We start from the raw sequence: 3,539 nt of genomic DNA on the forward strand, positions 1-3,539 counted from the left end.
AACGCTGAAGATGCTTTTGGAGCACCTGATAATTTAGATGATGGTGATGTTCCATTTTAAAAAATAAATTAATTGAGTTTTAGATATAAATACATTCTTAAAAAAATATTGATTTTTGTAACTTTATTGTTTACAACTTTTAGTTATGCTTCATTTATTTTAATTCCAATGGATGACGTTACCCAAACCAATCATTTAAAAGCATACGGAATTACCTTTTGGTCTTTAGAAAGAGGCAATAAAGCGCAATGGTTATTAAATTATGAAGGTGGTTCTTTTTTATTAGAAGATAATGAAGCTACTAGAAACGAATGTAAAATTAGAGGTGTAACTTTTCAAATAATTTCCGATACACAAGCAGCCAGTATTTTAGAAGAAATTAGTAGTCCTTCTAAAAATATGGAAGCTGTAATTTTAGAAAAAGCACCTAAAATAGCAGTATATTCTCCAAAAGATAAAATGCCTTGGGATGATGCTGTAACTATGGTTTTAACCTATGCCGAAATCCCTTTCGATGTTGTTTATGATGAAGAAGTATTAAATGAAAAACTACTTTTATACGAATGGTTGCACTTGCATCATGAAGATTTTACTGGTCAGTTTGGTAAATTTTATGGTTCTTATAAAACAGCTCCCTGGTATATTGAACAAAAAAAATCAGCAGAAAACTTAGCAAGCAGATTGGGTTACTCAAAAGTTTCAGAACAAAAATTAGCGGTAGCGTTAAAAATCAGAGATTTTGTAATTGGAGGTGGGTTTATGTTTGCAATGTGCTCTGCAACAGACAGTTTTGATATTGCTTTATCCGCAGAAGGTGTTGATATTTGCGAAACAATGTTTGATGGTGATCCTTCAGAGATTGACTATCAAAATAAAATAGATTATAACAAGACACTTGCTTTTAAAGATTTTACTTTGATTAGAAATCCGATTGAATATGAGTTTTCTTCAATAGATATGACTCGTAAAAGGCAAAATATAAAACGTACGGCAGATTATTTTTCATTAAAAGAATATTCAGCAAAATGGGATCCAATTCCAACTATGTTATGTCAAAACCATACACAACTAGTAAAGGGTTTTATGGGACAAACAACTTCTTTTGATAGAGATGCTGTAAAATCTAACGTGTTAGTAATGGGTGAAATAAAATTGAATCGAGAAGCCCGTTATATTCATGGAGTAAAAGGAAAAGGAATGTTTACTTTCTACGGTGGCCATGATCCAGAAGATTATCAGCATAGAGTAGGAGATCCTAAAACCGAATTAGATTTACATCCAAATTCACCAGGATATCGTTTAATATTAAACAATGTGCTTTTTCCAGCTGCTAAAAAGAAAAAGCAAAAAACTTGATAAGACTTTAAAAGTTAAAAGGTTTAACGTTCCTAAGTCTTAAAGTTTCAAAATAACAAAATTTATAGCTTAAGGAGAAAAACTGTTAATAAAGCACTTAAAACTTTATTCGTAAAAGTTATTGCTTCATACTTCTAAAATAGTATTTTTGCTTTTTTAAACAAAAACATACAATGTCAACTACACAACAACTGCAAGATTTTGCTCAACAAGTAAGAAGAGATATAGTTAGAATGGTACATGCTGTTAATTCTGGGCATCCAGGAGGTTCTTTAGGCTGTAATGAATTTTTAACGGTTTTATATCAAGACACCATGAAATATTCAACGGAATTTAAAATGGATGGTGAAAATGAAGACTTATTCTTTTTATCAAACGGACATATTTCTCCTGCATTTTATAGTGTTTTGGCAAGAAGTGGATTTTTTCCAGTTTCAGAATTAGCAACTTTTAGAATATTAAATACTCGTTTACAAGGACATCCAACTACACACGAAGGATTGCCTGGAGTTAGAATTGCATCTGGATCTTTAGGACAAGGAATGAGTGTTGCAATTGGTGCTGCTCATGCAAAAAAAATAAATGGAGATACTCGTTTAGTGTATTCTTTACACGGTGATGGTGAGTTGCAAGAAGGTCAGAATTGGGAAGCAATTATGTATGCAGCGGGGAAAAAGGTTGATAATTTAATTGCAACTGTAGATTATAATGGTCAACAAATTGATGGTTCAACAGACCATGTAATGCCTATGGGCGATTTAAAAGCGAAGTTTGAAGCTTTTGGATGGATTGTTTTAGAGGTTGAAAAAGGAAATGATATTGAAGCAATTAAAAGTGGTTTGGCAGAAGCTAAAGCATTAACAGGTAATGGAAAACCAGTTTGTATTTTACTAAAAACTGAAATGGGTAATGGTGTTGATTTTATGATGCACACGCACGCTTGGCACGGTAAAGCACCAAATGATGCACAACTAGAAGATGCGCTTTCTCAAAATCCTGAAACTTTAGGGGATTATTAAATATTTATGTTTAATCGTTTAACTGTTAAATTATTATAAGTAAGGCTGTTAAGGGAAATTCAAAATTTTCTTAACAGCTTTATCTTTTTTTATGATTAATTTATAATATTCTGGTTAATAATTTGTAATAATACCTATATATTTACGTCTATTCATGAAGAGATTTTAAAAATAATATATGAAAATAGGAATTGTTTGTTATCCAACATTTGGAGGAAGTGGAGTAGTAGCGACTGAATTAGGAATGGCTTTGGCTCAAAAAGGACATCATGTTCATTTTATTACCTACAAACAACCTGTTCGATTAGATTTTATTTCTAATGATATTCATTTTCATGAAGTTTTTGTAGAAGAATATCCATTGTTTCATTTTCAACCTTATGAATTAGCTCTTTCAAGTAAAATAGTTGAAGTTGTTGAAATGCATGATATAGAAATTCTACATGTACATTATGCAATTCCGCATGCATATGCCGCTTATATGGCGAAGCAAATGTTAAAAGAAAAAGGAATTGATATTAAAGTTGTTACAACCTTACACGGAACGGATATAACTTTAGTTGGAAGTCATCCAAACTACAAAACTGCTGTGGAATTTAGCATTAATAATTCTGATGTTGTTACCACAGTTTCTGAAAGCTTAAAAAGAGATACTTTAAGATTGTTCAACATTAAAAAAGAGATTCATGTAATTTACAATTTCATCGATTTTGAAAAATATCCTGAAATTACGGATGAAGAATGTCAGAGAAGTGGTATTGCAAAAGAACATGAAAGAATTATTACACATATTAGTAATTTGCGCCCTGTTAAAAGAGCTGCAGATGTAATTGATATTTTTTATAAAATTCAGAAAAAAATCCCTTCGAAATTATTATTGGTTGGAGAAGGGCCAGATAGAGAACATATTGAATGCCAAGCGAAAGATTTAGGTATTTTAGATAAAATACTTTTTTTAGGAAATAGTAATGAAGTAAATAAGTTATTATGCTATTCCGATTTATTTTTACTACCGTCTGAAACTGAAAGCTTTGGATTGGCTGCATTAGAAGCAATGGCAGCAAGGACTCCAGTTATTTCTACAAATGCCGGAGGATTGCCAGAAGTTAATATTCAGGGAGTTACAGGGTTTTTAAGCAATGTTGGAGATACCGATGATATGGC

At 31.4% G+C, this 3,539-nt stretch carries 3 protein-coding genes; all 3 read left to right on the top strand.

The features are described 5' to 3' along the window. Positions 1-72 precede the first annotated feature (72 nt). A complete protein-coding gene (locus AB1Z17_RS08025; protein ID WP_368051280.1) occupies positions 73-1,356 on the top strand; it encodes an asparagine synthetase B in 1,284 nt (427 codons plus the stop codon). Positions 1,357-1,529: 173 nt separating this feature from the next. Beyond that, entirely contained in the window at positions 1,530-2,375 is an 846-nt protein-coding gene (locus tag AB1Z17_RS08030; RefSeq protein ID WP_368051281.1) for a transketolase, read from the top strand. Positions 2,376-2,553: 178 nt separating this feature from the next. After that, the coding region (gene bshA / locus AB1Z17_RS08035; protein WP_368051282.1) for an N-acetyl-alpha-D-glucosaminyl L-malate synthase BshA at positions 2,554-3,539 on the top strand (986 nt) is incomplete at its 3' end.

Source organism: Lutibacter sp., from assembly GCF_040883305.1.
Taxonomy (GTDB): domain Bacteria; phylum Bacteroidota; class Bacteroidia; order Flavobacteriales; family Flavobacteriaceae; genus Lutibacter.